Annotated in this window: 21 protein-coding genes; 12 read left to right on the top strand and 9 right to left on the bottom strand. The window is 68.2% G+C overall.

Going from position 1 to position 25984, the window contains the following annotated elements:
* Window positions 1–26: 26 nt before the first annotated feature.
* Window positions 27–1055, bottom strand: a complete 1029-nt coding sequence (locus tag ACUTR7_RS12170; protein WP_445608927.1) for a 4-hydroxythreonine-4-phosphate dehydrogenase PdxA — start codon at window positions 1053–1055, stop codon at window positions 27–29.
* Window positions 1056–1062: 7 nt separating this feature from the next.
* On the bottom strand, window positions 1063–2028 hold the full coding sequence (locus ACUTR7_RS12165) for a Bug family tripartite tricarboxylate transporter substrate binding protein (RefSeq protein WP_392443230.1): 966 nt from the start codon (window positions 2026–2028) through the stop codon (window positions 1063–1065).
* 115 nt (window positions 2029–2143) lie between these two features.
* Here ACUTR7_RS12165 and ACUTR7_RS12160 point away from each other — a divergent pair, with 115 nt between their 5' ends.
* Window positions 2144–3100, top strand: a complete 957-nt coding sequence (locus tag ACUTR7_RS12160; protein WP_012206778.1) for a LysR family transcriptional regulator — start codon at window positions 2144–2146, stop codon at window positions 3098–3100.
* On the opposite strand, the gene ACUTR7_RS12155 is transcribed toward ACUTR7_RS12160, so the two are convergent.
* Window positions 3097–4026, bottom strand: a complete 930-nt coding sequence (locus ACUTR7_RS12155; protein WP_445608926.1) for a LysR family transcriptional regulator — start codon at window positions 4024–4026, stop codon at window positions 3097–3099. The genes ACUTR7_RS12160 and ACUTR7_RS12155 overlap by 4 nt on opposite strands.
* Window positions 4027–4153: 127 nt before the next feature.
* Between ACUTR7_RS12155 and ACUTR7_RS12150 the strand changes: the two genes are divergently transcribed.
* The 3 genes from ACUTR7_RS12150 to ACUTR7_RS12140 all read left to right on the top strand — a co-directional run bounded on the left by ACUTR7_RS12150 (window position 4154) and on the right by ACUTR7_RS12140 (window position 10218).
* A complete protein-coding gene (locus ACUTR7_RS12150; protein WP_445608925.1) occupies window positions 4154–4936 on the top strand; it encodes a putative hydro-lyase in 783 nt (260 codons plus the stop codon).
* A gap of 233 nt (window positions 4937–5169) precedes the next feature.
* The gene (locus ACUTR7_RS12145; RefSeq protein ID WP_445608924.1) at window positions 5170–8802 is read left to right on the top strand and encodes a hydantoinase B/oxoprolinase family protein; all 3633 of its coding nucleotides are present in this window, start codon (window positions 5170–5172) and stop codon (window positions 8800–8802) included.
* Between the two features lie 126 nt (window positions 8803–8928).
* Complete coding sequence (locus ACUTR7_RS12140) at window positions 8929–10218, top strand: MFS transporter (RefSeq protein ID WP_013801419.1); 1290 nt, start codon at window positions 8929–8931, stop codon at window positions 10216–10218.
* Window positions 10219–10246: 28 nt separating this feature from the next.
* On the opposite strand, the gene ACUTR7_RS12135 is transcribed toward ACUTR7_RS12140, so the two are convergent.
* Window positions 10247–10756 (bottom strand): DUF1993 domain-containing protein, encoded by a 510-nt coding sequence (locus ACUTR7_RS12135; RefSeq protein WP_047473888.1) that lies wholly within the window; start codon window positions 10754–10756, stop codon window positions 10247–10249.
* A gap of 116 nt (window positions 10757–10872) precedes the next feature.
* On the opposite strand from ACUTR7_RS12135, the gene hxpB reads away from it, so the two are divergent.
* The 7 genes from hxpB (at window position 10873) to ACUTR7_RS12100 (ending at window position 20609) form a co-directional block, all read left to right on the top strand.
* Window positions 10873–11568 (top strand): hexitol phosphatase HxpB, encoded by a 696-nt coding sequence (gene hxpB, locus ACUTR7_RS12130; protein WP_445608923.1) that lies wholly within the window; start codon window positions 10873–10875, stop codon window positions 11566–11568.
* A gap of 162 nt (window positions 11569–11730) precedes the next feature.
* Complete coding sequence (locus ACUTR7_RS12125; RefSeq protein ID WP_445608922.1) at window positions 11731–12351, top strand: RNA polymerase sigma factor; 621 nt, start codon at window positions 11731–11733, stop codon at window positions 12349–12351.
* Window positions 12348–13382 carry a FecR family protein gene (locus ACUTR7_RS12120; protein WP_445608921.1) on the top strand — a complete coding sequence of 345 codons (1035 nt, stop codon included), beginning with the start codon at window positions 12348–12350 and terminating at the stop codon, window positions 13380–13382. Before ACUTR7_RS12125 ends, ACUTR7_RS12120 begins: the two co-directional genes overlap by 4 nt.
* Window positions 13383–13653: 271 nt before the next feature.
* Window positions 13654–16269, top strand: a complete 2616-nt coding sequence (locus ACUTR7_RS12115; protein ID WP_445608920.1) for a TonB-dependent siderophore receptor — start codon at window positions 13654–13656, stop codon at window positions 16267–16269.
* Window positions 16270–16469: 200 nt separating this feature from the next.
* Complete coding sequence (locus ACUTR7_RS12110) at window positions 16470–16973, top strand: sigma-70 family RNA polymerase sigma factor (protein WP_043819287.1); 504 nt, start codon at window positions 16470–16472, stop codon at window positions 16971–16973.
* 10 nt (window positions 16974–16983) lie between these two features.
* Window positions 16984–17991 (top strand): FecR domain-containing protein, encoded by a 1008-nt coding sequence (locus tag ACUTR7_RS12105; protein WP_445608919.1) that lies wholly within the window; start codon window positions 16984–16986, stop codon window positions 17989–17991.
* 134 nt (window positions 17992–18125) lie between these two features.
* Complete coding sequence (locus ACUTR7_RS12100) at window positions 18126–20609, top strand: TonB-dependent siderophore receptor (protein ID WP_445608918.1); 2484 nt, start codon at window positions 18126–18128, stop codon at window positions 20607–20609.
* Between the two features lie 6 nt (window positions 20610–20615).
* Here the strand turns inward: ACUTR7_RS12100 and ACUTR7_RS12095 are convergent, their stop codons facing one another.
* The 3 genes from ACUTR7_RS12095 to ACUTR7_RS12085 all read right to left on the bottom strand — a co-directional run bounded on the left by ACUTR7_RS12095 (window position 20616) and on the right by ACUTR7_RS12085 (window position 23140).
* Window positions 20616–21698 carry a metallophosphoesterase gene (locus tag ACUTR7_RS12095; protein ID WP_445608917.1) on the bottom strand — a complete coding sequence of 361 codons (1083 nt, stop codon included), beginning with the start codon at window positions 21696–21698 and terminating at the stop codon, window positions 20616–20618.
* A 95-nt stretch (window positions 21699–21793) separates the two neighbouring features.
* Window positions 21794–22294 (bottom strand): dihydrofolate reductase, encoded by a 501-nt coding sequence (locus tag ACUTR7_RS12090; protein ID WP_013801429.1) that lies wholly within the window; start codon window positions 22292–22294, stop codon window positions 21794–21796.
* 21 nt (window positions 22295–22315) lie between these two features.
* Window positions 22316–23140, bottom strand: coding sequence for a thymidylate synthase (locus ACUTR7_RS12085; protein ID WP_097201670.1), 825 nt, complete (start codon window positions 23138–23140; stop codon window positions 22316–22318).
* 175 nt (window positions 23141–23315) lie between these two features.
* Here ACUTR7_RS12085 and ACUTR7_RS12080 point away from each other — a divergent pair, with 175 nt between their 5' ends.
* The gene (locus tag ACUTR7_RS12080; protein ID WP_043819045.1) at window positions 23316–23900 is read left to right on the top strand and encodes a hypothetical protein; all 585 of its coding nucleotides are present in this window, start codon (window positions 23316–23318) and stop codon (window positions 23898–23900) included.
* Window positions 23901–24024: 124 nt separating this feature from the next.
* On the opposite strand, the gene ACUTR7_RS12075 is transcribed toward ACUTR7_RS12080, so the two are convergent.
* Window positions 24025–25449 carry an FAD-binding oxidoreductase gene (locus ACUTR7_RS12075; protein WP_099733097.1) on the bottom strand — a complete coding sequence of 475 codons (1425 nt, stop codon included), beginning with the start codon at window positions 25447–25449 and terminating at the stop codon, window positions 24025–24027.
* 43 nt (window positions 25450–25492) lie between these two features.
* Window positions 25493–25891: a DUF2069 domain-containing protein gene (locus tag ACUTR7_RS12070; protein ID WP_016451330.1), complete on the bottom strand. Its 399-nt coding sequence runs from the start codon at window positions 25889–25891 to the stop codon at window positions 25493–25495.
* Window positions 25892–25984: the final 93 nt, after the last annotated feature.

Below are 25984 nucleotides of genomic sequence, written 5' to 3'. Positions count from 1 at the left end.
TGGTGATGGCGAGGGAGTGAAGTCAGTCAGGGCAGGCGCGCGGCGCCCATGCGGCAGGCGATCAGAAAGGCCTGCCAGGTGGCCTCCACGCTGGCCCGGCCCTGGCCCGCGATGTCATAGGCCGTGCCATGGGCCGGCGTGGTGATGGGGATCGGCAGGCCGCCCTGCACGGTCACGCCGCGCGAGAAGCCCAGCAGCTTGATGGCGATCTGGCCCTGGTCGTGGTACATGGTCACGATGGCCTGGTACTCGCCCGCCTGGGCCTTCAGGAAGATGGTGTCGGCCGGGAAGGGGCCGTGGAACGGATCGGGCGTAGGCCAGTCGCGGGCCTGCAGCGCGCGCACGGCCGGCGCGATGATGTCGATCTCCTCGCGCCCGCAGGTGCCGCCATCGCCGTTGTGCGGGTTGAAGCCCGCCACCGCCACCTTGGGGGCTGCCATGCCGCTGGCCAGCAGCGCGCGGTAGATCAGCTCGGCCGCCTGCGCGATGCGCTCCTGGCTCAGATAGCTGGCCACATCCCTGAGCGGAACGTGGGAGGAGATGCGCGCCGTCCACAGATCGCCCAGCGTATTGAATTCGCAGAAATAGCCGGTGACGCCCAGGTACTCGGCAAAGTGGTGCAGCTCGTCCTCATGGCGCAGGCCGCCCAGCTTCATGGCCTGCTTGTTGAGCGGCGCAAAGCAGATGGCGTCGATCTGGCCGGCCTGGGCCGCGTCCATGCACCGGTCCAGCACCTGCAGCACCGAGCGCCCGCCTGCGGCTTCGGCACGGCCCTGGTGCACGGCTTCGGCGGCCACCGTGTCCAGGGCCAGGAAGGCGGGCAGGGCGGTATCGGTGCGGCCCCGTGCATGGGCCATGCTGGCGATGGGTGTGGTGGCCACCTGCAGGCCCGCGATGCGCTGGCCCTGCTGCCACAGCCAGGGGTCGCCGGCCAGCACGATGTTGGCCTTTTGCATGGCCTCGGGCCGCGCCAGCAGGCGTGCGATCAGTTCGGCGCCTATGCCGGCGGGATCGCCCAGGGTCAGGGCGACGACGGGAAGTTCGGATGCGGGCATGTGCGGCTCAGTCGATCTTGATGTGGTTCTTGCGGATGATTTCGCCAAAGCGCTGGTACTCGGCGTTGTGCAAGGCGATGAACTCCGCCTGGCCCATGGGCTGCAGCTCGGCGCCCACGGCCTCCAGGCGCGTGCGCGTCTCGGGCAGGGCCAGCACCTTGTTGACCTCGTCGTGCACCCGGGCCTGCACGGCGCGGGGTGTGGCCGCTGGCATGTAGATGCCGTACCAGGCGCCTATTTCCACGCCGGGCAGGCCGGCCTCGGCCAGCGTGGGCACCTGGGGCAGTTGGGCGTTACGCCGGGCCGATGTCACGCCCAGGGCGCGCAGCTTGCCGGCCTTGATCTGGCCGATCACCGAAGGCATGGTGTCGAAGCTCATCTGCACCTGGCCGCTGACCAGGTCCACCAGGGCGGCGGCGCTGCCCTTGTAGGGCACGTGGGTCAGTTCAATGCCGGCCGCGTCCTTGAACATCTCGGCCGCGATGTGCTGGGTGCTGCCCGTGCCGCTGCTGGCGAAGTTGATCCTGCCGGGCTCCTTGCGGGCCAGGGCGACCAGTTCCTGCACCGAATTGGCGGGCAGGTTGTTTCCCACCACCAGCACATTGGGCACTGCGCCCACATAGGCCACCGGCACCAGGTCGCGGTTGCTGTCGTAGCCCAGCTTGAGCAGGTGCGGGGCAATGGCATGGGCCGTGACCACGCCCATCACCATGGTGTGCCCGTCCGTGGACTTGGCCGTCATGTCCACGGCCAGGGTGTTGGAGACGCCGGGGCGGTTTTCCACGATCACCGGCTGGCGCAGCAGCGGCGCCAGCCGGTCGGCCACGGCGCGTGCCATGGCATCCGTGCCGCCGCCCGGGGCCGAGCCCACAAGCATGCGCACGGGCCGCGTGGGCCAGTCCGGCGGGGTTTGGGCCAGGGCGATGGCGGGCAGCAGGGCAGCTGCGGCCAGCAGCAGGGGGCGGCGTTGCATGTCTTGTCTCCGGTGCTTTTGTTGTGGACCCATGCTAGGCAGATGATTGATTGCCGTAAACTGAAAGTTGCTGATGAATCAATAACCTTGGGTAATCAATTCGCGGGATATTCCTATGGGCTCCATCGACCGCAGGGACAGCACGCCGCAACTGCTCAACCGCCTGCGCATGCGGCAGGTGGCGCTGATGCTGGCCATCGACCAGAAGGGCACGCTGCGCGGCGCCGCAGCCGAGCTGGGGCTGAGCCAACCGGCCGCCACCAAGATGCTGCATGAGCTGGAAAGCGCGCTGGGCCTGCCCCTGTTCGACCGCGTTGGGCGCGGCCTGCAGCTGAATGCCGCCGGCGAGCGCGTGACGGGCTACTTCCGCCATCTGCGCGGCGGCATGGAGGCGCTGAACCGCGAGCTGCAGGAACTGCGCGAAGGCAGCGCGGGGCGGCTGGCCGTGGGCAGCATCATGGCGGCCTCGCCGGGGCGGCTGACACAGGCGCTGCTGGCGCTCAAGCGCCAGTGGCCGCTGCTGTCCATCGAGGTGGCCGTGGACACCAGCGACCGGCTGCTGGCGCAGTTGCAGGACGGCGTGCTGGAGGTGGTGGTGGGCCGGCAGACCGGGCAGGCCGATCCCGCCCATCTGTTCCGCACGATTGATGACGAGGCCCTGTCCATCATCGTGGGCTGCAACCATCCGCTGGCGCGTGCCCGCAGCCTGGGCTTTGCGCAACTGCAGGCCCATGGCTGGGTGCTGCAGCCGCCCGGCAGTCCCATGCGCGCACTGATCGACCAGGAATTCCAGGCCCATGGCCTGCCGCTGCCGCGCGGCCTGATCGAGACGGGCTCCATCCTCACGACCATGAACCTGGTGCGCAACTCCGACCTGATCGCCGTGATTCCGCAGGCCGTGGCCCGGGACAGCGCCGCGCACGGCATGGTCCGCATCCTGCCCTATCGCATGCGCCGCAACCTGCAGGCCTACGGCAGCCTGGTGCGCCGCGACCGGCCGCTGAGCCAGGCGGCCGCCAGCTTTCTGGCGCTGTTGCACGGGCAGGAGCCGCCGCCGGCATCCGCGCCCTAGCCGATGTACCGCGCCAGATGCGGGCTGACCCGCTTGCAGTAGCCCTTGCAGACCCGGCGCAGCACTTGTGCGGTGTCGGTGACGCCGGGCGACGGGCTCTTGGGGTACCAGGTGGTGATGCGAAAGGAAGGCGGCGTGGGCAGCTCCAGCTCCACCAGCTCCCCGCTTTCGAGCTGCGGCGCCACCAGCATGCCGTGCATGATGGCGACGCCCAGGCCCTCGCGCACCAGCGAGACCAGGGCCGCCAGCGAGGGCGATCCCGAGATGCGCAGATCGCTGGAGACCATGCCGTTTTGCACGGCCAGCTGCTGTGCCATGGCCACGGCCTGCTCGTAGGGGCCGGTGCCGCGCATCTGGGTCAGCAATTGCTTGCCCAGCGCCTTGTGCAGACCATCCTTCCTGGGCACCAGGCCCCGCCTGGCAATCCAGTGCACGGGCACTTCCAGCAGGTTCTCGACCACGGCGAACTGGGGGTCCACGCCGCTGCCGGTGCGCACGATCAGGTCCAGGTCGCGCCGCATCATCTGCTCCGACAGGTGGGTGCTCAGATCGACGGTCAGGTCCAGCTCGATGTGCGGCAGGCTGGCGCCCATCGCCTTGACGAATTCGGGCAGGAAGGTGTGTACCGCCGTCTCCAGCACGCCGACCCGCAGGCGGCAGCCGATGGCGTCGTCGGACCTGGCGGCACGCTCCAGGGTGCGTGTGGCTTCGATGACGGCTTCCGCATGCCGCAGCAAGCGGGCGCCGGCATCGGTGATCTGCAGCGTCTTGCGGTCCCAGTGGAACAGGGTCACGCCCAGGTCCGACTCCAGCCCGCGTATGCGCATGGAGACCGCGCCGGGGCTGGCATGCACCAGTTCGGCCACGCGGCGCACGCTGCCGATGCGTGCCAGCAGCACAAAGGTTTCCAGAAAGCGGATGTTCATGGGGGTGCTGCGCGGGCTGCAGTGGCTGTTCAGTTTTCCTGGGGGAGGCTGCGCACAATTCCTGAGTGGACCGGTGGCCTGCTGCTTTTTACATTGGGGGGCATCTCCATTCAATAGAGGCTCCCCCATGACGCATTGGACCCATCCGACCGAATTCCGCCAGGAGGTGCGCGCCGGACGCTTTCGCGGGCAGACGGCCGGGCAGTGCCCCGGCTACACCCAGGGCAACCTGGCGATACTGCCGCGCGAGTGCAGCGAGGAGTTCCTGCGCTTTGTACGGCTGAATCCCAAGTCCTGCCCGCTGATCGGCGTGACCGAGCCCGGCAGCAGCCGCGTGCCCGAGCTCGGCGATATCGATCTGAAGACCGATCTGCCCTCGTACTGGGTGTTTCGCGATGGTCACAGGGCCGAGCAGGTGAATGACCTCACGGACCTGTGGCGCGACGACCTGGTGGGCTTCGTCATCGGCTGCTCCTATTCCTTCGAGGACGCGCTGCGCGATGCGGGCGTGCCCGTGCGCCATATCGACGAGGGCCGGGGCGCTCCCATGTTCATCACCGACATTGCCAACGGCCAGGCGGGCCGGTTCGGAGGCCGGATGGTGGTCAGCATGCGGCCCATGACGGCGGCCCAGGCCATCCGTGCGATCCAGGTGACTTCGCGCTTTCCCAGCGTGCATGGGGCGCCCGTGCACCTGGGCGACCCCGCGCAGATCGGCATTGCCGATATCGAGCGGCCGGACTTCGGCGAGCCCATGGCGCTCAAACCCGGGGAGATCCCCGTGTTCTGGGCCTGCGGCGTGACGCCCCAGCAGGCCATACGCTCGGCGGCCCTGCCATTCGCCATCACGCACGAGCCGGGCCACATGCTGGTGACGGAGTTGCGCAACAGCCATCTGGCCGCGTTCTGACGGCCTGCCTGCCTGGCATGGGGCCCGCTTCGGCGGGCCTTTTTCTTTGCGTCGCCGGCCGGCAAGGGGCCGCTCCTGTTCAGTTTTCGTGAACAGAGGGGGCGAAAACTTCTCGATGGACGCGGTCCAGGGGCACTTTTAGATTGGACGCCAGTGGTGGGCACCGGCGGAGGGCCGTGCTCCAGGCCACGGTTTTCCTGACTTCAACTTCGAGACAAACGGGTTCCGACACCATGCAAGAACGCTCCACTCCCCATGACAGGCGCTGGCAATTCTGGATAGACCGCGGCGGCACTTTCACCGACATCGTGGGCAAGCGGCCCGATGGCAGCCTGGCCACGCACAAGCTACTGTCGGAAAACCCCGAGCAGTACCGTGACGCGGCCGTGGCCGGCATCCGCCACCTGCTGGGCCTCAAGCCCGGCGAGCCGGTCACGCCGGACCTTGTGGAGTGCGTGAAGATGGGCACCACGGTGGCCACCAATGCGCTGCTGGAGCGCAAGGGCGAGCCCACGCTGCTGGTGACCACGCGGGGCTTTCGTGATGCGCTGCGCATTGCCTACCAGAACCGCCCGCGCCTGTTCGACCGGCATATCCAGCTGCCCGAGCTGCTGTACAGCGAGGTGGTGGAGGCGCTTGAGCGCGTCGATGCCCATGGGCAAGTGCAGCAGGAACTGGACGTGCTGCACCTGCACACCGCGCTGCTGCAGGCCCATGCCCGGGGCCTGCGCAGCGTGGCCATCGTCTTCATGCATGGCTACCGCTACATGCGGCACGAGCAGATTGCGGCGCGCATTGCGCGGCAGGCGGGATTCACGCAGATCAGCACCTCGCACGAGACCAGTCCGCTGATGAAGTTCGTGAGCCGGGGCGACACCACGGTGGTCGATGCCTACCTCTCGCCCATCTTGCGCCGCTATGTACAGCAGGTGGCTGGCGAGATGCCGGGCGTGCGGCTGTTTTTCATGCAGTCCTCCGGCGGGCTGGCCGATGCGGGCAGCTTCCAGGGCAAGGATGCCATTCTGAGCGGGCCGGCCGGCGGCATCGTGGGCATGGCCCGCACGGCGGGGCTGGCCGGGCACGACAAGGTCATCGGCTTCGACATGGGCGGCACCTCCACCGATGTCAGTCACTACGCTGGCGCCTTAGAGCGCGAGTTCGAGACCCAGGTGGCCGGTGTGCGCATGCGCGCGCCGATGATGAGCATCCATACGGTGGCCGCCGGTGGCGGCTCGGTACTGGTCTATGACGGCTCGCGCTTTCGCGTGGGACCGGAGAGCGCGGGGGCCAACCCCGGCCCCGTGAGCTACCGCCGTGGCGGGCCCCTGGCCGTGACCGATGCGAACGTGATGGTGGGCAAGGTCCAGCCCCGCTACTTCCCCAGCGTGTTCGGCCCGGCCGCCAACGAGCGGCTCGATGGCGAGGCCGTGCGGGCGCGCTTCGATGAGCTGGCGGTGCAGACGGGGCGCAGGCCCGAGGAAGTGGCCGAAGGCTTCATCCGCATCGCCGTGCAGCAGATGGCCAACGCCATCAAGAAGATCAGCGTGGCGCGCGGCTATGACGTGACGCGCTACACGCTGCAGTGCTTTGGCGGCGCGGGCGGCCAGCATGCCTGCCTGGTGGCCGATGCGCTGGGCATGACCCGTGTGTTCGTGCATCCGCTGGCCGGCGTGCTCAGCGCCTACGGCATGGGCCTGGCGGACCAGACCGTCATCCGTGAACAGGCGATGGAGGTGGCGCTGTCTGCTGCGGCCTTGCCGCTGATCGCGGAGTCGCTGGATTCGCTGGGCGACGCGGCCAAGGCCGAGCTTGAGCGCCAGCAGGTCGGTGCCAGCCCCGTGCAGGTACGCTACAACGTGCATGTGCGCTATGAGGGCACCGATTCCGCCCTGGCCGTGCCCTTCGGCGGGCTGGACGACATTCAGTCGGCCTTCGAGTCGGCCTATCGCCAGCGGTTCGCCTTCCTGATGGCGGGCAAGGGCCTGGTGGTGGAAGCCGTTTCCGTCGAAGCCGTGATTGCGGGCGATGCGCCCAGCGAGCCGGTGCTGCAGGAGCATCCGCCGCGCGAGCATCCGCGCCGCGAAACCGTGCGCATGTATTCCGACGGTGCCTGGCATGACGCGGCCCTGGTGGTGCGCGAGGACCTGCGGCCCGGCGACGCCATTCCCGGCCCGGCCATCATCGCCGAGCGCAATGCCACCACGGTGGTCGAGCCCGGCTGGCTGGCGCGGCTCACGGCGCTGGACCATCTGGTGCTGGACCGCGTGGTCGCGCGCAAGGCCGAGTACGCGGCCGGCACCTCGGTGGACCCGGTGCTGCTGGAGGTCTTCAACAACCTGTTCATGAACATCGCCGAGCAGATGGGCCTGCAGCTGCAGAACACGGCCTACTCGGTGAACATCAAGGAACGGCTGGACTTCAGCTGCGCGCTGTTCGATGCCGAGGGTCACCTCATCGCCAACGCGCCGCACATGCCCGTGCACCTGGGCTCCATGGGCGAGAGTATCCAGACGGTCATCCGCAAGAACGCCGGGCGCATGGCCCAGGGCGATGTCTATGTGCTCAACGACCCCTACCAGGGCGGCACCCACCTGCCCGACATCACGGTCATCACGCCCGTGTACGTGGCCGACGAGGCCTCCCCCACCTTCTACGTGGGCAGCCGGGGCCACCATGCCGACGTGGGCGGCATCACGCCCGGCTCCATGCCGCCGTTTTCCACGCGCATCGAGGAAGAGGGCGTGCAGATCGACAACTTCAAGCTGGTCGATCGCGGCGTGCTGCGCGGCCAGGAGATGGTCGAGCTGCTGCAAAGCGGCGAGTACCCGAGCCGCAACCCGCACCAGAACCTGGCCGACCTGAAGGCCCAGATCGCGGCCAATGAAAAAGGCGTGCAGGAGCTGCGCAAGATGGTGGCCCAGTTCGGCCTGCCCGTGGTGCAGGCCTACATGGGCCATGTGCAGGACAACGCTGAGGAGTCGGTGCGCCGCGTCATCACGCGGCTCAGGAACGGGCAGTTCACGCTGCCGCTGGACAACGGCGCGCAGATCCGCGTGGCCGTCACCGTGGATACGGCGGGCCGCAGCGCGGTCATCGACTTCTCGGGCACCAGCGCCCAGCAGACCAACAACTTCAATGCGCCGCGCGCCGTGTGCATGGCGGCCGTGCTGTACGTGTTCCGCACGCTGGTGGACGACGACATCCCGCTCAACGCGGGCTGCCTCAAGCCTTTGAAGGTCATCATTCCCCAGGGCTGCATGCTCAACCCCAATGCACCGGCCTCGGTGGTGGCGGGCAATGTGGAGACCTCCACCTGCATCACCAATGCGCTGTTCGGCGCGCTGGGCGTGATGGCGGGCAGCCAGCCCACCATGAACAACTTCACCTTCGGCAATGCGCACCACCAGTACTACGAAACCATTGCCGGCGGCAGCGGCGCGGGCGCGGTGCTGGACGCCGAGGGCCGGGTGGAGCGCGGGTTCAACGGCACCAGCGTCGTCCAGACGCACATGACCAATTCGCGCCTGACAGATCCGGAGGTGCTGGAGTTCCGCTTCCCCGTCATGCTGGACAGCTATGCCATCCGCGAAGGCTCGGGCGGCAGCGGGCGCTGGCATGGGGGCAGCGGCGGTGTGCGGCGCGTGCGCTTCCTGGAAACCATGACGGCCAGCATCCTGTCCAACGGGCGCCTGAACCCGGCCTTCGGCATGGCGGGCGGCCAGCCGGGGCAGCCGGGCATCAACCGTGTGCTGCGCGCCGATGGCCAGGTCGAGGCGCTGGAGCACATCGGCGCCGTGCAGATGCAGCCCGGCGATGTGTTCGAGGTCTGCACGCCGGGGGGCGGCGGCTACGGAGCGGCGGCCTGACACGCCGCCTGCAGGGGTCTGTCCGGGTGGTGGATGAGGGCCGCCCGGCCAGGCCTGGTTCATCACCGATGCAATGCCATTGAAGGCAAGACGCTTCTCCATACCGAAGCGCAAGGAGACTGAAAAATGACAAGCCTTGAAAATGCCAAGCCCCTGGCTGGCGAACAGTCGCAGGGCAGCTGGCTGGGCCAGCTCGAACCCCGGGAAAAACGCGCACTGACGGCCTCGTTCGGCGGCTACGCGGTCGATTCCTTCGACTACTACACGCTGCCTCTGGTCACGCCGATCCTGCTGTCGCTGTGGGGCATGAGCAAGACCGAGGTCGGCCTGATCGGCACCTCGACCCTGGTGGCCTCGGCCATCGGCGGCTGGATGGCCGGCATCCTGGCGGACCGCTACGGGCGTGTGCGCGTGCTGCAGTGGACCATCCTCGTGTTCGCCCTTTTCACCTTCGCCTGCGGCCTGGCGCAGACGCCGGGCCAGTTGCTGCTGGCCCGCACGCTGCAGGGGCTGGGCTTTGGCGGCGAATGGGCCGTGGGCTCGGTGCTGATCGCCGAGACCATACGGCCGGCTTTCCGTGGCAAGGCGGTGGGGCTGGTGCAAAGCAGCTGGGCCATAGGCTGGGGGGCGGCCGTGCTGGTGTCCATGGCGCTGTTCTCGTTTCTGCCGCCCGAGATCTCATGGCGGGCCATGTTCCTGCTGGGCCTGCTGCCGGCCTTGCTGATCCTGTTCATCCGCCGTTCCGTCAAGGACCCCGAGGTCTACCTGAAGACCCGCGCCGCCGTGGGCCGGGGCGAGCGCAGCGGGCACTTCCTGGACATCTTCAAGGGCGGCATGCTCAAGACCACGGTGCTGGCCAGCCTGATGTTCACGGGCATGCAGGGCGGCTACTACGCCATTGCCGTGTGGCTGCCCACCTTCCTGAAGAACGAGCGCCATCTGACGGTGCTGGGCTCGGGCGGCTACCAGTTCATGTTCATCTTTGGCGCCTTTGCAGGCTACCTGTGCGGTGCCTACGCCTCCGACCGGCTGGGCCGGCGCCTGGCCTTCACGCTGTTCGCCATCGGCGCCGGCAGCCTGGCCTATGCCTATACGCTGCTGCCCATCACCGATGCCTGGATGCTGGTGCTGGGCTTTCCGCTGGGCTTTTTCATGTCGGGCATCTTCAGCGGCGCCGGAGCCTTCCTGGCCGAGCTGTTCCCCAACGAACTGCGCGGCTCCGGCCAGGGCTTTTGCTACAACTTCGGCCGCGGCATCGGGGCCACCTTCCCAGCGCTGGTGGGCGTGTTCAGCGACCGGCTGGGCCTGTCGCTGGGCACGGCCATCGGCATCTGCGCCACGGCCGGCTACGTGATGGTGGTGATGTTCGCCATGTGCCTGCCGGAGACGCGGGGCCGGGATCTGGCCGCGCAGTGAAGCGCAGGCCAGACCGGCCACGGCACGCTCAGTAGCTGCCCATGTAGTCGCGCTTGCCGACCTCGACGCCGTTGTGGCGCAGCAGGGCATAGGCGGTGGTCACATGGAAGAAGAACTGCGGCAGGCCGTAGTGCAGCAGGTAGGCGCTGGCGGTCAGCTTCTTTTCCTTGGGCGTGCCGGGGCGCAGCACGATCTCGCGGGACTCGCTTTGCGCGAACTGCTCGGGCGCGAACGAGCCCACATGGTCCAGCGCCTTGGCGATCAGCGCCTGCAGTTCGGCAAAGCTGGTCTGCGTGTCGGGCCACGAAGGCACCTCGGCGCCGGCCAGGCGCGAGGCGATACCCTTGGCGAAGTCCGCAGCAATCTGCACCTGGCGCACCAGCGGGAACATGTCGGGGAACAGGCGGGCCTGCAGCAGGGCGTCGGGATCGATGTTCTTCTGCGCGGCGTGTTCCTCGGCCTTTTTGAGCACGTCGGACAGTGCCTTCAGCATCTGCTGCAGGACGGGGATGGAGGCGGTGTACAGGGGGCTGGTCATTGCGGGCTCGCTAAGGATTGTGAAGGGCTGGCAATCGCATGCACCTGCATCCGTCGCCAGCCGGCACAGGCTAACAGCAACTGCTTTCACTTGCCGCCTGCGCTAGCATGCGCGCCATGCAAATCCCTGAAGCCGCTCCCTCGTTCGCAGGCCTTGGCCAGGCCGGATTCGGCGCCGCCATCTTCGACATGGACGGCCTGCTCATAGACTCCGAGCCCTTCTGGAAGCGTGCCGAGCGCGAGTCCTTTGCCGAGGTCGGCATCGACATCACGGCCGAGATGTCCCGCGTGACGGCGCCCATGACCACGGCGCAGGTTGCCGCGCACTGGTATGCCCACCGGCCCTGGCAGGGGCCCAGCCAGCGCGAGCTGGAGAGCCGCGTGGTCGCGCGCGTGGCGGCCCTGGTCAGCGCGCATGGACAGGCCCTGCCCGGCGTGCGCGAAACACTGGGCGCCTGCCGCGCCCTGGGCTGGCGCGTGGCGCTGGCTTCGAACTCTCCTTTGTCTTTGTGCCACCACACCCTGGATGCGCTGGGCCTGCGGCCGGCGTTCGACGCCATCGTCTCGGCCGAGCAGGTGGTGCGCGGCAAGCCCGCACCCGACATCTACCACTTCGCGGCGCAACGCCTGGGCGTGCCGGCCGGGCGCTGCCTGGTGTTCGAGGACTCCGTCTCGGGGACACATGCGGCGCGGCAGGCCGGAATGACCGTCATCGCCGTGCCGTCCGAGGACCAGTGCTTCGACGGGGCGCAGCCTGCGCCGCACTGGGTGGTGCCCACGCTGGTGGCGCTGCATGGGGCAGCGGGCCGGTAAGGCATCCGCAGCACTCGCATCGCATGGCACGTGCCGGCCGCAAAGGCGTTGATGAGAACCATTCTCAGTACAATCGCCGCCCGTGCCGTTCTTCTTCGTCCTGTCCGTTTCCCATGCTGGCGTGCCTGCCCGCGTCCAGACCGCCGTGCCGGGAGCCTGCCCGTGAGCGCGCGCGTGCCTGGCGCGGACGATGATGCCGCTCCCTCGCTGCTGGCCCGCGTGTATGCGCGCTGGCACCAGCCTCTGCGCCGCCTGCTGGGCCGGCAGATGCGCAACCGCGAGGATGCCGAGGATGCGGTGCAGGAGGTCTTCGTGCGCTATGCGGCCTCGGGCAAGGCCCTGCCGCCCGAGGAGCAGGAACCCTATCTGCGCGTGATCGCCCGCCATGTCTCGCACGATGCCTGGCGCCGCTCGGCGGGCGCGCCGGGGCGCGAATCGGTCTCGCTGGATGAACACATGGAACTGGCGCAGCAACTGCCGGCCGGCGAGGGGTCGGACCCCCTGCAGGCGGCGCACCACCGCGAGCGCCTGAGCCGGCTGGAGCAGGCCATGGCCGAGCTGCCCGAGCGCCGCCGCGAGGCCTTCGTTCTGCACAGCATCGACGGTCTCACGCAGACCGAGGTGGCGCAGCGCATGGGCATCTCGCGCCGCATGGTGCACAACCATGTGACGCTGGCCATGGCCTATTGCGAACTGCGCGTGCAGTACGGCAGCGCCGAAGACATGCGCCTGATGCAGGGCCTGCTGGCGCAGGCCGCGACGGACGGGGAGGGCCGGGAATGACGCTGACCCCCGAACGCCTGCAACTGCATGCCCGCGCCGCTGACTACTTCGCCCGCCGCCGCGAAGCCGACTGGACCGGCGCCGATGAGCGCGAACTCGACGCCTGGCTGGCCGCCGACCCGCAGCACCGCAGCATCTTCGAGAGCCTGGGGCGCACGGTGCTGGACCTGCAGCAGTTGCGCAGGCCGGCGCTGGCCTGCGACGCGGCTGCTGCGCCGCAAGCCAGGGCGAGCGGGCCGCGTGCGCAGACACAGGCCCACTTGCCAGCGCCGGCACGTCAGCGCACACGCCGCGGCCTGATGCCTGCGTTGCTGTCGGTGGCTCTGGTCACGACGCTGGCCGTGGGCGGGGGCTGGTATGCCTGGGACAACCACGCAAGCCATGTGATCGAGATGGCCACCGGCCCCGGCGAGGTGCGCGAGGCCGAACTGCCCGATGGCACGCGGGTCACGCTGAATTTTTCCTCCAGGCTGCAGGTGCGCTACTACCAGCGCCGCCGCGAGACGGTGCTGGACCAGGGCGAGGCCTTCTTCCAGGTCGCCGCCGACCGCTCGCGGCCCTTCACAGTGGACAGCGGCGCCAGCCAGGTCCGGGTGGTGGGCACGGCCTTCAATGTGCGCGCCGGGCCGCCCGCGCTGGTGGTGAAGGTGCTGGAGGGCAAGGTGGAACTGCGTCCCGACCGCCATGCTGCGGACGGCAGGCGCCTGCTGCTGGGCGCGGGTGCCGGCATGTCCGTCGATGCCCGCGACGGCACGCAGCATCCGCTGGCGGCCGGCGCGGACACGGTGGGCGACTGGCGCAGCGGCCAGATGGTGTTCCAGCAGGCAACGCTGGCCGAGGTCGCCGCCGATCTGTCGCGCTACCTGGGCCAGCCCGTACGGGTGGATGGCGATGCGCGGCTGGCCGCGCTGTCCGTGTCCGGCGTGGCGCTGACCGGCAAGCCCGAGGTGTTTCTGCGCTCGCTGCCGCACTTGTTGCCGGTGCGTGTGCAGGCCGAAGCGCAAGGCGGCTGGCGAATCTCGGCGCATTGAGTGCCTTGTCTATTTGTAAATTAATGTAAACAACCCGCTTTCTCGGTTCGGCCACGTTCCCACTTTGGCGCGGTAGCGGGTTTTACCTTCATGGAGGCCGGGTTTTCTCGCGCCTCCATGGTTGCCAGCCAGGCCGCTGCCCAGTGCACAGCTCAGCCAACAACCGCGACGGCCGCGCACGCGCGTGGCGGGTGGACGCTCAACTGTCTGCCTGCCACCCACCGCGCACACCGCGACAGCGGGCAATGGACACAGTGCAGCAGGAGCAGGGATGCAAGCAGGAAAAGAACACGGCAGCGCCGCCATGGGCGCGGGCATTTGGGGAGGAGAGTTTCAGCACAGGGGCAGGCCATGGCGGCGGGCAAGGATGCCGTCGCTGGTGGCCGCAGCCCTGGTTGCGCTGGCGCAGCCGGCGGTGCAGGCGCAGCAGCCATCGTCCGTGCAGGCGGGCCAGGCAGGGCAGGCAGGGGAGCTGGCCTTCAGCATCGCGCCCCAGCCGCTGGCCGGCGCGCTGCGCCAGTTCACGCAGCAGGCCCAGCACCAGGTGCTGTTCGATCCGCAGATCGTTGCAGGCCGCACTTCGCCGGCCTTGCAGGGCCGCTTCACGCCGCGCCAGGCGCTGGACCGGCTGCTGGCCGGCACGGGCGTGACCGTGATCGACGCCGTGCCGGGCGCCTACACGCTGAAGGCACCCGCCAGGGAGCCGTCGCCGGCAGCCGATGCTGCGCTGGGCACGGTGCTGGTCACGGCCCAGGCGCACGCTGGCGATACCACGGAGGGTTCGGGCTCCTATGCGGCCTCGCGCGTGTCGCTGGGCAAGGGGCAGAGCGTGCGCGAGACGCCGCAGTCCATCTCCGTGATCACGCGCCAGCGCATCGAGGACCAGGGCCTGGTCTCCGTGGGCGACGTGATGCAGCAGACCACGGGCGTGACGGTGGACTACGCGGGCTCGGGTGGCCTGGGCGGCACGGCCAACAGCTTCTACGCGCGGGGCTTCCAGATCAGCAATGTCCAGATCGACGGAGCGGCGGTGGATGCCTTCAGCCAGGGCACCTTCGACCCCAACATGGCCATGTACGACAGCGTGCAGGTGATCCGCGGCGCGGACGGCCTGTACAGCGGCAATGGCGAGCCCGGCGGCTCCATCAACCTGGTGAGAAAGCGTCCCACGGCGCAGCCGCAGGTGCTGGCCTCGGCCTCGGTGGGCAGCTGGAACCAGCGCCGGGCCGAACTTGATGTGGCGGGCCCCCTGGCTGCCGATGGCCGGGTGCGCGGCCGCGCCGTGCTGGCGCACAGCGACCGCGAGTTCTTCTATGACTACGCCGATGCGCGCAACACTTTGCTCTACGGCATCGTGGAAGCCGATCTCACGCCTGCGACCAAGCTGACCCTGGGCGGCAGCTACGACAAGTCGGCCAGCCTGCCTTGGCGCGGTGGCCTGCCGCGCGCGGCCAATGGCGACGATCTGCGCCTGCCGCGCCATACGGCACTCATGGCGGGCTGGGGCCATTACGACAGGACCAACAAGGAGCTGTTTGCCCAGTTGGAACAGAAGCTGGAGGGCGACTGGCGCGTCCGCGCCCATGCCAACTATGTCAAGGTGGACAGCGACAGCCGGTTGGCCGACGTCACCGGCGCGGTCGATCCGACGACGGGCCTGGGAGCCACGCTCAACGGCTTCTCCAACGACTTCTATTCCACCAAGAAGGCGCTGGATGCCAACGTCAGCGGAACGTTCTCCCTGCTGGGGCGCAGGCACCGGCTGCTGCTGGGCGCGGACTGGGCCAAGATCCGTGACACGCAGGACACCTTTCTGTCCGAGGTGGACATGCCGGGGGGCATCAACGTGTTCGGCTTCGACCCGGGCGCCATTCCCTTGCCCAGCTTCGTCTGGAAGACGCGCAGCTTCGCGGGCTATGGCGCCACGCAGAAGGGCCTGTACGGCCGGCTCAACCTGAGCCTGACGGACCGGCTGACGGCCATCGTCGGCGCACGCCGCGCCAGCTATGCAACGCAGACACCCTGGCTGCGCTTCGACCGGGCCGGCAATCTCACCAGCCGCATCGTGTCGTCCAATAGCGAGAGCGGTATCTTCACGCCCTATGGCGGCCTGGTCTACGACATCGACGACCGCTGGACGGCCTACGGCAGCGTCGCCGAGATCCACAAGTCCCAGGCCGACAAGCTGGGTGGGCCCTTGCCAGGCACGCCGCTGGACCCCATCAAGGGCCGCAATTTCGAGCTGGGCGCCAAGGGCGAGTTCAACGAGGGCCGGCTGATGGCCTCCATGGCCCTGTACCGCATAGAGCGCAATGGCGAGGCCGTGGCCGATCCCTCCTACCCCAACACCGACATCGGCGACGCGGGCCTGAACTGCTGCTGGCTGAGCAAGGGCAAGGTGGTGAGCCAGGGCGTGGAAGGCGAGATCTCGGGCGAGCTGGCGCGCGGCTGGCAGCTGTTTGCCGGCTACACCTTCAACCGCAACCACAACAAGACGCCGGGCATCGAAGGCATCTACCACTCCGTCACGCCCAAGCATCTGTTCAAGCTGTGGAGCACCTACCGCCTGCCGGGCGAGCTGTCGCAATGGACGATTGGCGGCGGGGCCAATATCCAGAGCGCACATTTCGTCAGCGGCACGGCCAAGGCCTTCAATCCTGACTCGGGCAAGTTCGATGGCGCGGCCGTGCCCTTCAAGTTCAGCCAGGGTGGCTATGCCGTGTGGAATGCCAGCGTGCAGTACCGCATCAACCGCAACTGGCAGGCCGTGCTCAACCTGAACAACCTGTTCGACAAGGTCTACTACCGCACAGTGGGCACCAGCGGCGGCAACAACTGGTATGGCGAGCCACGCAATGTGATGCTGACGCTGCGCGGTAGCTTTTGAAGACCCCCTGAGGCGCTGCGCGCCTTCCTCCTGAAGGGGGACGACACCCTCGGTGCGAGGCGGCTCTTCCTCGGTGTCTCTGGTTCTGGAGCGCGCCGGTTTGCGAAGGGGAGGGCATCAAGGCCTAATCCTTATAGAATGAGAATCTTTCTCATTCATGTGGCGCACGCCTGCACGTGCTGCCGCACCAGGAGCCTGTCTTGCCCGCCGCCCCCGCCGCTTTGCACCAAGAGGTCGATACGCTGTACCGCGTCCACCATGGCTGGCTCCAGGGCTGGCTGCGGCGGCGATTGGGCAATTCCACGGAGGCGGCCGATCTGGCGCAGGACACTTTCATGCGCCTGCTCACGCGCAGCGAGCCCATTGCCGCACGCGAGCCGCGTGCCTTTCTGACCACAGTGGCGCAGGGCGTGGTGGCCAATTTCATGCGGCGCAGGCAGATCGAAGAGGCGTACCTGGCCACGCTGGCGCATTTGCCCGAGCCGCAGGTGCCGGGCCCCGAGACGCGCGCCATCCTGCTGGAGACGCTGGTCGAGCTGGACCGCCGCCTGGACACGCTGGCACCCCCCGTGCGCCGTGCCTTCCTGCTGTCGCAGCTCGACGGCATGAAGCAGGCCGACATCGCGGCCGAGCTGCAGCTGTCGCTGGCCACCGTGCAGCGCCATATCGCCAAGGCCGCGCACTGCTGCTTCTTCGGCGGCTGAGCGCCAGCCCATGACCGAATTCCGCCACGCATCCACCGGCCTGCCCGTTTTTGAAGGCCCGCCCGTTTCAGAAGCCGTGAGCCTGCAGGCCGTGCAATGGCTGGTGGCCCTGCAGGCCTGCGAGGCCGGCGAGGACACGCAGGCCTCGTGGCGGCGCTGGCGTGCCGATCATCCCGACCATGAGCGCGCCTGGCGGCACATCGAGGCCTGCGGCCTGCACCTGCGCGATCTGCCCGCACCGCTGGCGCATGGGGCGCTGCAGCCGCGCCGCAGCCGTGCGCGCGGCCGGCGCCAGGCCATGAAGCTGCTGGCCCTGGCCGCGTTCACGGGCAGCAGCGCCTGGTGGATACAAGGCGGCGATTGGCGCGAATGGTCGGCCGACCACCGCACGGCCACCGGCGAGCGCCAGGCACTGACCCTGGCCGATGGCACGCGCATCCACCTGAACACGGCCAGCGCCATCGACGTGCGCTTTGACGCCAGCCAGCGCCTGCTGCGGCTGCTGGGCGGCGAGGTGCTGGTCACCACGGCCAGCGACCCGCAGGCCCGCCCCTTTCTGGTTGAAACCGCGCAAGGGCGGCTGCGTGCGCTGGGCACGCGCTTTGCGGTGCGCCAGCGCGATGGCGCCAGCCATGTGGCCGTCTATGAGGGCGCGGTCGAGGTGCGGCCGGCCAACGCCCCGCAGGCCGTGCGCATTCTGGCCGCGGGCGAGCAGGCCGGTTTTGACCGCCTTGCCGTGGACGCGCCCCAGCCCGCCGACGAACTGGCCGCCGCCTGGAGCACAGGCCTGCTGGCCGCGCGGGACATGCCGCTGACCGACTTCATTGCCGAGCTGGCGCGCCACCGCAGGGGCCGCCTGGCCTGCGATCCCGCGCTCGCCTCGCTGCGCGTCTCGGGCATGTATCCGCTGGACGATACCGACCGTGTGCTCGACATGCTGGTGCGCACACAGCCCATCGAGCTCACCGGCTTTGGCCGCTACTGGCTGACCGTGCGTGCCCGGCAGAGCAGGACATGAGCCAAAAAAGGCTGGATGGTTGTTGTTGCGAATTGTTGCAATTTGATCGATGCCTGAGACCCGTTGGCATGAGGTGTTTTCTTTTCTCGCGTGGCAAGTCCTGAAGAAGCCACTTTTCAGGGAAGAGATATTTCATGGTCCAACGACTTGCTCACACTGCGGCACCGGCCTTCCGGCGCCATTCGCTGGCACTGGCTGCCAGCACCATGCTGGCGCTGTGCGCCGTCAGCGCAGCCCTTGCGCCGCAAACCGCGCAGGCCCAGGCTCCCTCCGAAGTGCGCAGCTACGCCATACCGGCAGGCCCGCTGGAAGGCGCGCTGGCCCGCTTCGCCCAGGAAAGCCGCGTCATGCTGTCGTACACGGCGGCCGACATCGCGGGCAGGCGCAGCGCGGGCCTGAGTGGAAACCATGCAGCGCCTGCGGCCCTGGATGCGCTGCTGGCCGGCTCGGGGCTGGCCGCCCATGCGCAGCCCAATGGCGGCTATGCGCTGCGCCCCTTGCCCGAGGTGCGCACATCGCGCGGCCAGGCTGCCGCTGGGGCAGAGGCGGGCCTGCCGGCCGTCATGGTGACCGACACGCGCATCCGTGACGGCGTCACCGAAGGCTCGGACTCCTACACCAGCGGCACGGTCACGCTGGGCAAGACCGCGCAGGCGCTCAAGGACATTCCGCAATCGGTCAGCGTGCTCACGCGCCAGCGCATGGATGACCAGGGCATGACCAACCTGCCTGACGCCATCCACAACGCCACCGGCATGGTGGCCGTGCAGGGCGTGGGCGCAGGCCTGGCCATCAATGCGCGCGGCTTTGCGGTGGACTCGCTGCAGTACGACGGCCTGCCGTTCACGCGCAATACCTACAGCCTGGGCAACTGGGAGCAGGAGTCGCTGGTGTTCTATGACCGCGTGGAGATCCTGCGCGGCGCGGCCGGCCTGCTGCAGGGTGCGGGCAGCCCCGGCGGCGCGATCAACCTGGTGCGCAAGCGCCCGGGCCGCGAGCGCTCCGTGGTCTTCACAGGCAAGCTCGGCTCCCATGACCACTACGGCCTGCAGATGGATGCCAGCACGCCGCTCAATGCCGAAGGCACGCTGCGCGGCCGCGTGGTGCTGGACGGGGACTACAGCCACGGGTTCACCGAATACACGCGCGACCGCACGCGCAACATCTACGCGGCGCTGGACTACGACATCAGCGCCAGCACCACGGTGGGCCTGGCCGTGGGACAGCGCCACAGCCGCTCGCGCCCCATGATCGTGGGCCTGCCGCGCTTTGCCGACGGCAGCGACATCGGCCTGCCGCGCTCCACCTACACAGGCGCCATGTGGAACCGTGCAGGCAATGACCAGAACATGCTGTTCGCCGACCTGGAACACCGCTTCAATGCGGACTGGCGCTTCAAGATGGTGGGCATGGCCATGAACGAGAAGAACACCAACGTGCACCAGCGCGCCGTGGGCCCCATCAAGCCCGATGGCAGTGGCATGAGCTACGGCGATTTCGGCGTGGACTTCAACAACCAGCAGCGCGGCCTGGACATGTCGCTGTCGGGCCGCTTCAAGGCGCTGGGCATGGAGCAGGAAGTGCTGCTGGGCGCCAACTACGCTGGCTACACCACCAGCGACCGCTTCGTGCGCGCCTGGACCGCGGGCGGCAACATCTTCGATATAGACCACAACCGCCCCTGGCAGGACATGGAAAGCATCGCCGCGCGTGGCGCGGATGTGCGCAGCAATTACGACATCACGCAAAAGGGCCTGTACGGCACCTGGCGTGTCAGGCCCACGCAGGCGCTCACGCTGATCGCCGGGGGGCGCCTGGGCTGGTATGACTTCGCCTACCGCGCGCAATCGGGCGATTCTTCCACCAGCAAGACCACGGGGCGTTTCATCCCCTACGCGGGTGCCGTCTATGCGCTCAACGACAACTGGTCGCTGTACAGCAGCTACTCCACCGTCTTCGAGCCGCAGACCGCGCGCACGGTGCAGGGCGACCTCATCAAGCCGGTGCAGGGCCGCAACTACGAGGCCGGCATCAAGGGCGAGATGGCCGACGGCCGCCTGAACATGGCATTGGCCGTGTTCCGCTACGAGCACAAAAACCGCGCCGTCAACGACTACGACAGCGGCTTTGCATGTGATGACTGGTACTGCTCGCGCTCCTCGGGCAAGGTGCGCAGCCAGGGCCTGGAGGCCGAGGTCTCCGGCAAGGTCGCCACAGGCCTGGAACTGGCGGCCGGCTACACCTACAACACCACGCGCTACCTGTCCGATCCCGACTACCAGGGCCAGATCTTCAACACCTGGACGCCCCGGCACATGCTGCGCCTGTGGGGCAGCTACCGCCTGCCGGGCGAGCTGGGCCGCTGGACGGTGGGCACGGGCGTGAATGCGCAGACCGACACCCTCAGCTCCGACCGCGCCTTCCGCCTGGCAGGCTTTGCGCTGTGGAATGCACGCGTGGCCTACCAGGTCTCGCCCGAGCTGAGCGTGGCGCTCAACGTCAGCAACCTGCTGGACAAGCGCTACTACGTGCCTTCTTACAACACGGTGTCGGGCAACAACTACTACGGTGCGCCCAGGTCGCTGTTGCTGACGCTGCGCTACGCGCCGCGGATCTAGCGCGTGTTATGCGGCAGCGGCCGCCGTAACGCCAAACTCCTCGCTGTCCGCCTGGGCACCGTCGTCGAAGACCAGGCGGCGCTCTGGCCAGCGCATGGCGGCAAGCTTGAAGCGCTGCTGCGGGTCCTCGCCGGCCAGGCGGGCGTTCCAGCGGCCGCCGACCGAGTAGTCCACGCAGAACACATTGCCGCGCCGGCCGTGCCAGGACAGCGGACCGGTCTGGCCGAACAGGTTCTCGGCCTGCGCGCCGTGGAAGGACGGGCCGCCCCGGTTCAGGCGCCGCCAGTAGTGGCCCACGACCACGGCCTGGGCATCCTCGTATTCGTTCCACCAGGCCACGCGCTCGACGAAGCGCCACTTGCCGCCCGCGTAGAAGGGATTGCGGCATTCGCGCTCCACGCCCGAGGTCAGCACCTTCAGCGGATTGACCATGGCCTTGGCCAGTTCGCTCTCGCTGTGCGCGGGCAGGAAGGGCGGCAGCCAGTTGCGGTCTTCCAGGTCATGCGGCCATTGCTGGCGTTCGGCACGCATGCGCTCGGCCACCTTGTTGACCTGGGCCTGCTGGGCGGCCATGGCCTCGTAGTGGTCATAGGCGCTGCGTGCGCTGCCCAGCGGCAGCTCGCGCGCCATGGCGATCTGCTGCGGGCGCCAGGCCGCATGGACCACGCGCAGGTCCTCGCGCTCCATGGCAATGGGCAGGCGTTCCAGCAGGGCCAGGGTGTCAGGGATATCGCACAGCGGCATGCGCGCGAACGGCGCGTACTTGGGCGTATCGGAGGCCACGCGGCTGTCGAAGAACCAGCCGGAGCCGTCCTTGGCATCCTCGCGCAGCAGATTGATTTCATGGTTGCCGAGCACGGCCAGCGCATGGCCCGACTCCAGCATGGGCACGACGCGGGCGAGCACGCCCGGGCTGTCGGGCCCCCGGTCGCAGAAGTCGCCGACGAAGACCAGGCGCCGACCCTGGGGATGGCGGCCCAGCGCGTCGTAGCCCAGGTGCCCCAGCAGCTGGTCCAGCGCCTCGGACTCTCCATGGATGTCGCCGACGATGTCGAGCGGACCGGGGGGCAAGGGCTGGACGAGGCTCATGGCGAAGAGGCGCGAAAGACGGCGAAGGCGTGGAAAAACGACATTATTTGCACAGACCCGCCGCGCCCGCCAGCCCCGTGTGCGACAGGGGTATGTCAGCGTCGTTGCAGGCGCACAAAGCTGTAGGGCAGCCCGTTGGCGGCCACATGGCGGCTGCGTGACGCTTCCTGCCACTCGGGGCCGAGCGTGGGGGCGAAGGCATCGCCTTCGTAGTCGCGCTCTATCTCGGTCACCTCGATGCTGTCGGCCAGCGGCAGGGCCTGGGCGTAGATCTGGGCACCGCCCATGACCCAGACGTCGGCCGATGCCTGGCGGCCCAGTTCCATGGCCTGCTCCAGGCTGGTGGCATGCAGCACGCCGGGGGCGGCCGGCTCGGGCGCCCAGTCCGCCTGGCGCGTGACGACGATGTTGGTGCGCCCGGGCAGCGGCCTGAAGCGGGCCGGCAGCGAGTCCCAGGTCTTGCGGCCCATGACCACGGCAGAGCCCTGGGTCAATTGCTTGAAGTGCGCCAGGTCCTCGGGCAGGTGCCAGGGCATGGCATTGTCCTTGCCGATGACGCCGTTGGCGGCGCGTGCGTAGATGAGATGGATGGCCATCGGGCGGGTCTTTCTGCAGCCTCAGACGGCCACGGGGGCCTTGATGGGCTCGTGGTGCTGGTAGCCGACGACCTCGAAGTCCTCGTACTCGTAGCCGAAGATGGAGTCGGGCCGGCGCTTGATCTGCAGCGTCGGGTAGGCGAAGGGCTGGCGCGCCAGCTGGGTCTCGACCTGGGCGAAATGGTTGTTGTAGATATGGCAGTCGCCGCCGGTCCAGACGAAGTCGCCCACCTGCAGGTCGCATTGCTGGGCCAGCATGTGGGTCAGCAGCGCGTAGCTAGCGATGTTGAAGGGAACACCCAGGAAGATGTCCGCGCTGCGCTGGTACAGCTGGCAACTGAGCTTGCCGTCGGCCACATAGAACTGGAAGAAGGCGTGGCAGGGCATGAGCGCCATCTGCGGCAGGTCGGCCACGTTCCAGGCGCTGACGATGATGCGGCGGCTGTCCGGGTTGCTCTTGAGCTGCTTGACCACTTCGGCGATCTGGTCGATGTGGCCGCCGTCCGGCGTGGGCCAGCTGCGCCATTGCACGCCGTAGACCGGGCCCAGGTCGCCGTCCTCGCGTGCCCATTCGTTCCAGATGGTGCAGCCGCGCTCCTGCAGCCAGCGCACGTTGCTGTCGCCGCGCAGGAACCACAGCAGTTCCAGGATGATGGATTTGAGGTGCACCTTCTTGGTGGTGACCAGCGGAAAGCCTTCGGACAGATCGAAGCGCATCTGGTGCCCGAACACGCTGCGCGTACCCGTTCCGGTACGGTCGGTCTTGGACACGCCATGTTCGTAGACATGGCGCATGAAATCTTCGTACTGTGAGCGGGCAGGGCGGGGCGCGGCAGTCATGTTCATGGCGGGGATTATCCCTTGATGAATACGGCGCCTTGTCCGACGGTATCCATGCCCCTTGAAACAAGGTTTGCAACCCCCGGTGCGAAAATGGCTGCCGACGGGCGCCGGTGTCTTGCCTGGGCTTTCATACCGGCGCCATGGTTTTTTCGCATCCGCTTTGACAAGGAGCTTGCGCATGTCTTCCATGCTCTCCCCCTGGCAGGCCGGAATCGCACTGGGTGCCGCCATGCTGGCGCTGACAGCCTGTGATCCGCGCTCTCCCACCGTTCCCACTCCCAAGGCCGTGCAGTCCGTGGCACTCGATGTGGCCGCGCCCGCGCCCGCATTGACGCTGAACTTTCCCGAGCGCACGCGCCTGCCGTCCACCGCCAAGGCGGGCGAGCCCGGCCTGGACAGCCTGGCCGAGTACCTGGGCAAGTACCCCTATGACGGCACCAACTATCTGGAGCAGGGCGTGCTGGCCGACCGGCTCAAGGCGCTGCTGGGCACCAGCTACCCGACCCTGCTGAGCAATATGCGCACCGTGGGCCCGCTGACCAAGGAAGGCGATGTGTGGAGCATCGTCGGCCTGCGCCCCCACCAGGGCGGCGAGGAGATGGGCGCCATCGTGATCGACCCCGCGCGCAACGCACTGCGTGTGTGGCTGCTGACCGATGGCAAGCAGACCGACTTCTCCGACGCGGCCGGTGCCGACATCGCCTGGCCCAGCCAGGTGCAGAAGTCCTTTGCCGTGGTCGAGAGCAACAAGCCCGCTTCCTGATCTGCGCCTGGCCGCACCGGGCCGCACTTGGCCGAGTTTGGCCGCACCTGACCGCGTTTGGATGCAAGAACGGGCAGCGCCGCCACGCGGCCCTGCCCCTTCTTGATAAGCCGGCGCTGCCGGATCAGGCGCGCGCCAGGATGCAGCCGGGATTCATCAGGCCTTGAGGATCCAATGCCTGCTTGATGGCGCGCATCATGCCCAGGGCTACGGGCGACTGGTACTTTTCCAGCTTGTCCACCTTGAGCGCGCCCACGCCGTGCTCGGCCGAGAACGAGCCGCCGAATTCGGCCACGGCTTCATAGACGAGGTGGTTGACCAGGTGCTCTCGCTCGTTGAGGAAGGCCTTGGCGTCGCCGCCCACGGGTGCCTGCACGTTGTAGTGCAGGTTGCCGTCGCCCAGGTGGCCGAAGTTGACCAGGCGCACACCCGGGATCTCGCGCTGCAGCACCGCATCGGTGTGTTCGACGAAGGCGGGAATGCGCGATGCCGCAATGGAGATGTCGTGCTTGATGTTCAGGCCTTCCTCGGCCTGGGCCAGCGGAATGCTTTCGCGGATGTGCCACAGCTCATGGGCCTGCGACAGGCTTTCGGCCACCACGGCGTCGAGCACGCAGCCGTCCTCGAAGGCCAGCTCCAGCAGCGCCTCGAAACGCTCGCGCGCATGCTGCTCGGACTCGCTGTCCGAGTTCTCGACCAGCACGTAATAGGGCGGCGCGCCGTCCAGGCCCGCAAAGGGCACGCGCAGCTGGGGCATGTGCTTGATCACCAGGGACAGCGCGAACTGGCCCATGACCTCGAAGCCCGTCAGCCCCGCACCCAGGTACTGGTGCGCCATGCCCAGCAGGCGCACGGCCGCTTCCATGGAGGGCACCGCTGCAAAGGCCGTGAGCTGGGCCGCAGGCTGGGGGAACAGCTTCATGGTGGCGGCGGTGATGATGCCCAGCGTGCCTTCGCTGCCGATGAACAGGTCGCGCAGGTCGTAGCCGGTGTTGTCCTTGCGCAGGCCCTTGAGGCCGTCCCAGATCTCGCCCTGCGGGGTGACCACTTCCAGGCCCAGGCACAGCTCGCGCGTGTTGCCGTAGCGCACCACCTGGGTGCCGCCCGCGTTCGTGCCCAGGTTGCCGCCAATCGTGCAGCTGCCTTCGGCGGCCAGCGACAGCGGGAACAGCAGGCCCTCTTTCTCGGCAAGCTCCTGCAGGCTTTGCAGGATGCAGCCGGCCTCGACGGTGAAGCTCAGGTTGTCGCGGTCGATGTTGCGCACGGCATTCAGGCGCGTGAGGCTGAGCACGACCTGCGTGCCGCTGTCGTCCGGCGTGGATCCGACCGACAGGCCGGTGTTGCCGCCCTGGGGAATGATGCTGGTGCCTGCGGCCGCGCATTCGCGCACCACGGCAGCCACCTCGGCCGTGCTGGCCGGGCGCACCACGGCCAGGGACTTGCCGCGCACGCGGCGGCGCCAGTCCTGTTCATAGGCGACGAGGTCGCCCTCGGTGAGGACATGGGCTTCGCCGACGATCTGGCGCAGGCGTTCAAGCAGTGCAGTCATGTTGCAACTTCTTTCAAAGACGTGAAGGCATGAAAACGGGGACTCAGCCGCCGGCCGCCTGGGCCGCGCGGCGCGCGCTGCGCTGGCGCCAGCGCACATGCAGGGCGCAGGCGGTGAACAGCATCAGGCACAGGAAAACTTCGAGCAGCGCCAGCCAGCGGCCGGGCGCCGGGTCGCTCCAGGCGCGCACGACGCCCTCGGTGAAATAGATCCACACCAGCAGGCTGACCCAGCGGTAGGTATACATGCGGTGCTTGAGCAGGCCGATCAGCGGAATCGCCAGCGGCAGGGCCTTGAGCACCAGCCAGGAGCCCCCTGGCCGCATGGGCGCCAGCCACAGTTCCCAGGCCAGGCTCAGCACGATCAGGCCCATGAGGCTGGAGACCGCCAGCCAGCGGGTGGCGGCGACATCGGCGCCGGGGCGAGAAATGGAATCAGTCATCGGGGTGGCATCATATCGGCCATGGTCTTGTCCTTTGAACATGTGATTGCTTGGATGGTCACGCGCGTTCCCGTTTCAGGCACGCGCGTTGCA

It is taken from the genome of Delftia sp. NA_296.1, from assembly GCF_052692095.1.
The sequence above is the reverse complement of the archived record's forward strand: the minus strand, read 5'-3'. Positions and strand labels throughout refer to the sequence as shown.

What these genes read in the sequence shown, in the direction of transcription:
- ACUTR7_RS12095 (WP_445608917.1), bottom strand. Translation starts at nt 21,698, where the DNA reads ATGAGCCTCGTCCAGCCCTTGCCCCCCGGTCCGCTCGACATCGTCGGC.
- ACUTR7_RS12160 (WP_012206778.1), top strand. Translation starts at nt 2,144, where the DNA reads ATGGGCTCCATCGACCGCAGGGACAGCACGCCGCAACTGCTCAACCGC.
- ACUTR7_RS12135 (WP_047473888.1), bottom strand. Translation starts at nt 10,756, where the DNA reads ATGACCAGCCCCCTGTACACCGCCTCCATCCCCGTCCTGCAGCAGATG.
- ACUTR7_RS12155 (WP_445608926.1), bottom strand. Translation starts at nt 4,026, where the DNA reads ATGAACATCCGCTTTCTGGAAACCTTTGTGCTGCTGGCACGCATCGGC.
- ACUTR7_RS12120 (WP_445608921.1), top strand. Translation starts at nt 12,348, where the DNA reads ATGACGCTGACCCCCGAACGCCTGCAACTGCATGCCCGCGCCGCTGAC.
- ACUTR7_RS12090 (WP_013801429.1), bottom strand. Translation starts at nt 22,294, where the DNA reads ATGGCCATCCATCTCATCTACGCACGCGCCGCCAACGGCGTCATCGGC.
- ACUTR7_RS12105 (WP_445608919.1), top strand. Translation starts at nt 16,984, where the DNA reads ATGACCGAATTCCGCCACGCATCCACCGGCCTGCCCGTTTTTGAAGGC.
- ACUTR7_RS12115 (WP_445608920.1), top strand. Translation starts at nt 13,654, where the DNA reads ATGCAAGCAGGAAAAGAACACGGCAGCGCCGCCATGGGCGCGGGCATT.
- ACUTR7_RS12085 (WP_097201670.1), bottom strand. Translation starts at nt 23,140, where the DNA reads ATGAACATGACTGCCGCGCCCCGCCCTGCCCGCTCACAGTACGAAGAT.
- ACUTR7_RS12145 (WP_445608924.1), top strand. Translation starts at nt 5,170, where the DNA reads ATGCAAGAACGCTCCACTCCCCATGACAGGCGCTGGCAATTCTGGATA.
- ACUTR7_RS12075 (WP_099733097.1), bottom strand. Translation starts at nt 25,449, where the DNA reads ATGACTGCACTGCTTGAACGCCTGCGCCAGATCGTCGGCGAAGCCCAT.
- ACUTR7_RS12140 (WP_013801419.1), top strand. Translation starts at nt 8,929, where the DNA reads ATGACAAGCCTTGAAAATGCCAAGCCCCTGGCTGGCGAACAGTCGCAG.
- ACUTR7_RS12170 (WP_445608927.1), bottom strand. Translation starts at nt 1,055, where the DNA reads ATGCCCGCATCCGAACTTCCCGTCGTCGCCCTGACCCTGGGCGATCCC.
- hxpB (WP_445608923.1), top strand. Translation starts at nt 10,873, where the DNA reads ATGCAAATCCCTGAAGCCGCTCCCTCGTTCGCAGGCCTTGGCCAGGCC.
- ACUTR7_RS12070 (WP_016451330.1), bottom strand. Translation starts at nt 25,891, where the DNA reads ATGACTGATTCCATTTCTCGCCCCGGCGCCGATGTCGCCGCCACCCGC.
- ACUTR7_RS12080 (WP_043819045.1), top strand. Translation starts at nt 23,316, where the DNA reads ATGTCTTCCATGCTCTCCCCCTGGCAGGCCGGAATCGCACTGGGTGCC.
- ACUTR7_RS12100 (WP_445608918.1), top strand. Translation starts at nt 18,126, where the DNA reads ATGGTCCAACGACTTGCTCACACTGCGGCACCGGCCTTCCGGCGCCAT.
- ACUTR7_RS12150 (WP_445608925.1), top strand. Translation starts at nt 4,154, where the DNA reads ATGACGCATTGGACCCATCCGACCGAATTCCGCCAGGAGGTGCGCGCC.
- ACUTR7_RS12165 (WP_392443230.1), bottom strand. Translation starts at nt 2,028, where the DNA reads ATGCAACGCCGCCCCCTGCTGCTGGCCGCAGCTGCCCTGCTGCCCGCC.